The organism is Clostridium thailandense (assembly GCF_019207025.1).
In the GTDB taxonomy this organism is placed as follows: Bacteria; Bacillota; Clostridia; order Clostridiales; family Clostridiaceae; genus Clostridium_AM; species Clostridium_AM thailandense.
In genome coordinates this window covers 1-6,063 of sequence record NZ_JAEEGC010000195.1, presented here as the reverse complement: position 1 = coordinate 6,063, position 6,063 = coordinate 1, and the positions used below count along the sequence as shown (strand labels likewise).

General features: G+C 30.4%; 5 protein-coding genes. 4 read left to right on the top strand and 1 reads right to left on the bottom strand.

What is annotated here, in order from left to right:
* Positions 1-20 precede the first annotated feature (20 nt).
* Genes I6U48_RS27700 through serC form a run of 3 tightly spaced genes read left to right on the top strand, consistent with a single transcriptional unit; the run spans position 21 to position 3,323 of the window.
* Positions 21-956, top strand: a complete 936-nt coding sequence (locus I6U48_RS27700) for a D-2-hydroxyacid dehydrogenase (protein ID WP_218323746.1) — start codon at positions 21-23, stop codon at positions 954-956.
* Between the two features lie 17 nt (positions 957-973).
* Positions 974-2,221 carry a DUF1015 domain-containing protein gene (locus tag I6U48_RS27695; RefSeq protein WP_218323745.1) on the top strand — a complete coding sequence of 416 codons (1,248 nt, stop codon included), beginning with the start codon at positions 974-976 and terminating at the stop codon, positions 2,219-2,221.
* A gap of 19 nt (positions 2,222-2,240) precedes the next feature.
* Complete coding sequence (gene serC, locus I6U48_RS27690) at positions 2,241-3,323, top strand: 3-phosphoserine/phosphohydroxythreonine transaminase (RefSeq protein ID WP_218323744.1); 1,083 nt, start codon at positions 2,241-2,243, stop codon at positions 3,321-3,323.
* Between the two features lie 43 nt (positions 3,324-3,366).
* Here serC and I6U48_RS27685 read toward each other — a convergent pair whose 3' ends face one another.
* A complete protein-coding gene (locus tag I6U48_RS27685; protein WP_218323743.1) occupies positions 3,367-4,530 on the bottom strand; it encodes a class I SAM-dependent methyltransferase in 1,164 nt (387 codons plus the stop codon).
* A 139-nt stretch (positions 4,531-4,669) separates the two neighbouring features.
* Between I6U48_RS27685 and I6U48_RS27680 the strand changes: the two genes are divergently transcribed.
* Complete coding sequence (locus I6U48_RS27680; RefSeq protein WP_218323742.1) at positions 4,670-5,605, top strand: GNAT family N-acetyltransferase; 936 nt, start codon at positions 4,670-4,672, stop codon at positions 5,603-5,605.
* Positions 5,606-6,063: the final 458 nt, after the last annotated feature.

Genomic DNA, 6,063 nt, shown 5'->3' with positions numbered 1-6,063 from the left:
CGAAAGGAATGGATATAATTATGATAAAAATATTAGTTTGTGATGGAATGGAAAAGGATGCTTTACAAAAGCTTGTAGATGATGGTTTTGAGGTAGTAGATAAACATTATGAAGAGGAAGAGCTTAAAGAACAAGTGAAAAATTTTGATGTTATGATAGTTAGATCAGCTACAAAGGTTAGAAAACCATTAATTGATGAAGCTAAAAAAGCTGGAAAACTTAAGCTTGTAATTCGTGGTGGAGTTGGAGTAGACAATATTGATGTAAAATATGCTAAGGAAAATGAAATAGAAGTTAGAAACACACCTAATGCAAGTAGTGCTTCAGTTGCAGAGCTTACAATTGCTCACTTATTTGCACTGACAAGATATGTACATTTAGCAAATGTAACAATGAGAGATGGAAAATGGGAAAAGAAAAAATATGAAGGAATAGAACTATTTGGAAAAACTCTAGGACTTGTTGGATTTGGTAGAATAGCAAGAGAAGTTGCTAAAAGAGCAGAAGCTTTAGGAATGAAAGTAGTTTATACTGATAAGCTTGGAAAGGCAAAAGGATATGAAAGATTTGAATTTTGCCCATTAGATAAACTCTTAAAGAAGGCCAATTTTGTTTCACTTCATGTTCCTTTTAATAAAGAAGAAGGAGCTGTTATAGGAAAAGATGAATTTGCTATTATGAGAGATGGAGCCTATATAGTTAACTGTGCAAGAGGCGGAGTAGTTGATGAAGAAGCATTAGTAGAAGCTTTAAATCTAGGAAAAATTAATGGAGCAGGTCTTGATGTATTTGAAAATGAACCTAAGCCTAATACTGAATTAGTAAACCATCCTAAAGTTTGTGTTACACCACATATAGGAGGTTCTACAGAAGAGGCTCAAGGAAGAATTGGGGAAGAAATAGTAGATATAATTGAAGATTTTTGTCATTGCAATAAAATTGCAGTTAATGCATAAGAAAGAGGGGGATGACTATGGCGATTTTAAAACCGTTTGCGGCAGTAAGGCCTAGAAAAGATTTAGCTCATAAAGTTGCAGCATTACCTTATGATGTTATGAATAGTGAAGAAGCAAGAGAGCTTGTAGGGGATAATGAATATTCATTTTTGCATGTAGATAAGGCAGAAATAGATCTAGATAGAAATATAAATATATATGATGACATTGTTTATGAAAAGGCAAAGAATAATTTATATGAAATGATTAATAAAGGAGTCTTGGCAAAAGACAATAAAAAGCATCTATATATTTATAGATTGGTGATGGATGGAATAGAGCAAACAGGCATAGTTGGATGTACTTCTATAGATGATTACATGAATGATGCAATTAAGAAGCATGAGCATACTAGAGCCGATAAAGAAAAAGATAGAATTAATCATGTCGATATTTGCGATGCAAATACAGGACCAATTTTCTTAACTTATAGATATAATAACGAACTTAATGATATAATAAAATTATATACTGAAAAAGAAGTTGAGTACGATTTTGTAGCAGAAGATAATATAAGACATATGGTATGGATTATAGATGATGAGCATATTATAAATAATATATGTAATATATTTAAAAATATAGATAGCTTATATATAGCAGATGGTCATCACAGATCAGCTTCAGCTGTAAAAGTTGGTTTGAAAAGAAGAAAAGAAAATCCTAACTATACAGGAGATGAAGAATTCAATTTCTTCTTATCAGTACTTTTCCCTCATTCAGACTTAAGAATTATGGATTATAACAGGATTGTCAAGGACCTGAATGGACTTTCTACTGAGGAATATATGTTTAAGGTTTCGGAAAAATTTGATGTAAATATATATGAAGGAGATGGGCCATATAAGCCTTCTTGTAAGCATACTTACGGAATGTATTTGGGTGGAAAATGGTATGAGCTTACTGCAAAAGAGGGGACTTATGATCCTTGTAATCTTGTTGATAGATTAGATGCGTCTATTCTTCAAAATAACTTACTAAATCCAATTTTGGGAATTAAAGACCCAAGAACGGATAATAGAGTGGATTTTGTGGGTGGTATAAGAGGTCTAAAAGAACTCGAAATGAGAATAGATAAGCAAAAAGAGGGGGTAGCCTTCTCTATGTATCCAACTGCAATAGAAGATTTAATGCTTATAGCGGATGCTGGAGAGGTTATGCCTCCAAAATCTACATGGTTTGAGCCAAAACTAAGAAGTGGTCTATTTATTCATAATTTAAAGTAAATAAGGGGGATTTTTTAAAATGGCAAGAGTATATAATTTCGCAGCAGGACCAGCTACATTACCAGAGGAAGTGCTTAGAGAAGCAGCAGCAGAAATGCTTGATTATAAAGGAACTGGTATGTCAGTTATGGAGATGAGTCATCGTTCTAAAGCTTTTGAAGAAATCATTGTTGATGCAGAAAAGACATTAAGAGAACTAATGAACATCCCGGATAACTATAAGGTATTATTTTTGCAGGGTGGAGGATCTCAGCAATTTGCAATGATTCCAATGAATCTAATGAAAAATAAAGTTGCTGACTACATTAAAACAGGACAATGGTCTAAAAAAGCAATAGCAGAAGCTAAGATGTATGGAAAGGTTAATGTTATAGCTTCTTCAGAAGATAAGAATTTTACGTATATACCGGATTTAAAGAATTTAAAGGTTTCTGATGATGCGGATTACGTTTATATATGTCACAATGAAACAGTACATGGACTTAAATACAATGATATTCCTGAAACAGGCGACAAAATATTAGTGGCGGATATGTCTTCAGACATATTATCTGAGCCTGTAGATGTAACTAAATATGGACTTATTTTTGCAGGAGTTCAAAAAAATATAGGACCTGCAGGAGTTGTTGTAGTAATAATTCGTGAGGATTTACTTACAGATGATGTATTACCAGGTACTCCAACTGTACTTAATTATAAAGTTCACGCAGATAATAAGTCATTGTATAATACACCACCAGCATATGGAATATATATATGTGGTAAGGTATTTAAGCTTGTTCAAAAATTAGGCGGTTTAGAAGCAATGAAGAAGAGAAATGAAGAAAAAGCTGCTATACTATATGAGTATCTTGATGCAAGCAATATGTTCAAGGGAACAGTTGAAAAGAAGGATCGTTCATTAATGAATGTACCTTTTGTAACTGAATCAGCCGAATTAGATGCAAAGTTTGTAAAAGAAGCTAAAGCAGCTGGATTTGATAACTTAAAGGGACACAGAACTGTTGGTGGTATGAGAGCAAGTATATATAATGCTATGCCAATAGAAGGTGTTAAAGCTTTAGTAGAATTTATGAAGAAGTTTGAGGCAGAAAATAAATAGAGAAGTTTTGTAAGAGGGGTAGATTGTACCCCTCTTTATTTTATCATTCATTTAAAAAACCATATAGGGCAGGATATACATTTAAACTTGACATAAGATTAAAATATTCGGCCATTAAATCTTCGTTTTCATCTTTGTTTTTTAATGCTCTTATCATAATGTTTTTAGGTGTTTCAAGTGGAGAAATATATTCCACAACAGAAACATCATAGCCCTTTGCCTCAAGTAATAGAGATCTCATTCCATCAGTTAAAATATCAGCCATTCTAGATTTAAATACTCCATGCTTAAGTATACTTTTAAAGGGTTCATATGAATATTGGCTCAACAGTTCTCGGTGGCAGCAAGGAACTGCGATTATGGCATCAGAATCTAATTTTATTCCAAGGGCTAGAGCCATATCTGTGGCTGTATCACAAGCATGAAGAGACATAACAATACCTATTTTGTTTTTAGGAATATAATCTTTTACATCTATTTCATGAAATTCCATGTTTTTGTAACCTAAGTTCTCAGCCATTTTACGAGAAGTTTCTATAACACTTTCTTTATAGTCTAACCCTATAAAATGACATTTGATTTTTTTTACTTCTGTTAAATAATAATTTAGTACAAAGCTCAAATATGATTTGCCACATCCGCAATCTAATATATTTATAACCTTATTTCTAGGGATATCGTTTAGCATCTCGTCAAAAAGCTCAACATAATGATCTATTTGATTATATTTACGTATTTTATAGTTTTTAACTTTTCCTTCTTTGGTCATTACACCAATCTCTTTTAATAATTTATCGGCTTTTCCAACTTTTATATAATAATTTCTATTTAATAATGTAGAAGTTTCATTAATACTGTTGCTTATAGTTTCTTCTTCCTTAATATCTATGTTTTTCATTTTTACATTTTTGTTATCTGCTTCAATTAATATATCAGTTCCTCTCTCACTATAAGTCAAAATCATACTATCATAATTTACTGCGGTATCACAAAGTTTAGTTGTTAATCCATCCATAGATAAAGATTCAGTTTTTCCGTTAAAGTTAAACTTTATTTTATCAGAATCATATGTACCAATACCTTTAAAATTTTTTAGTCCAGTCTTATATACTACTGTAATGTTTTTAAAGATATCTAAATTCTCCTCAAGTCTGCTTTTTAAACCTATAAGAAACAAATTTACTTTAGATATACTTTGTTTATTCATTAATAACACATCCTTACTTTAAATTTTAAGGCATATAAATAATATAAACATATACTTTTATATTATCAACATTTTTTATGCTATAATGTTACATATATATTTATGAAGTTTATAAGTCTAATTAATGGGAGAGATTAGAATGTTAAAAGAACATCATGTAACTGTTAATCTAGTTAATGGTAGTAAAAGCGAATATATAATAAGAGATGGTTCGGGAATAACTATAGGAAGAGTTTTTATTATTGAACTGTCAAAAGAAAATAAATACTGTATTTTTAGGATTAAGTTTTACAAGTATGGTGAAGATAGCTATGAATTACTAAAGGAAGCTTTAAGTATATTATTAACATCTTTATTTAAAAATATGGATATTAATAAAGTTAACGTATCAGCAGATGAAGAGATTAATATTATGGCTTTTACTGACCTTGGATTTAAATTAGAAGGAATAATCTCAAACAGTATAATTTCAAATAAAGTATTTAAAGATGAGCTACTATTTGGAGTGGATTTTGATAATTTTAGAAATGAACATAAATATAAAGAATCAGAAATAAGCAGTAGAACTATAGAACTTTCGATTTTAACTCCTAATGATACTGAGGAGGTTTTAAATTACTATTTAAAGAATAGAGAATATCTTACTCCATTTGAACCAGATAGAGATGAAAGTTTTTATACATTGCAAGGACAGAAGCGAACATTAATAGAGGGATATAAACAGTATTTAAATGGAGATAGTGTTAACTTTGGCATATACAAAGATAGAAAGTTTATTGGTAAAGTACAAATATCTAATATAGTAATGGGTGTATTTAAAAGTGCTTTTGTAGGATATTCCGTAGATGAAAATGAACAAGGTAAGGGATATATGAAAGAAGCACTAAAGCTTGCGACTAAATATGCATTTGATGATATTGGATTACATAGATTGGAAGCATCGACGCTTGTAGATAACATAAAGTCTCAACGAGTTCTTAAAGCTTGTGGATTTAAAGAGCTTGGAGTAAGTGAAAAATACTTATTTATTAATGGCAAATGGAGAGATCATATAATATTTTATAAGACTAAATAAGTTAAGGCCATAAAAGAGCGTGAAAATAAACGCTCTTTTTATGTTTAAAAGGCTTAAATCAAATATTGATCAGTGATAGTTTATGGAGAATATTCAGTATTTAACAAAAAACTTATCCTAGTGTATCAATATAAGAATATGGGAGAAAATTAGATTTAATAAGAAGAAATTAGCGATAAATTGACAAAATACAAGAATTAAGATATATCATGCTTGAAGAATGTGATAAAATAACACATGTCGCTTGAAGAAACGACAAAGCTTAACAAAAAGAATTAAAAAAAGTTCTTGACAATGTTAAGCAGAGATGATAAACTATAATAGTCGCTTAAATGAAGCGGCGATGATCCTTGAAAATTAAACAGAGGTTAAAAGCTTAAATAGCTTTTATTAAGTAAAGTAAACCAGCAATTCTTTTGAACTACTTGTTAGTAGTAAAGAAAAAACAGTAATGAGCA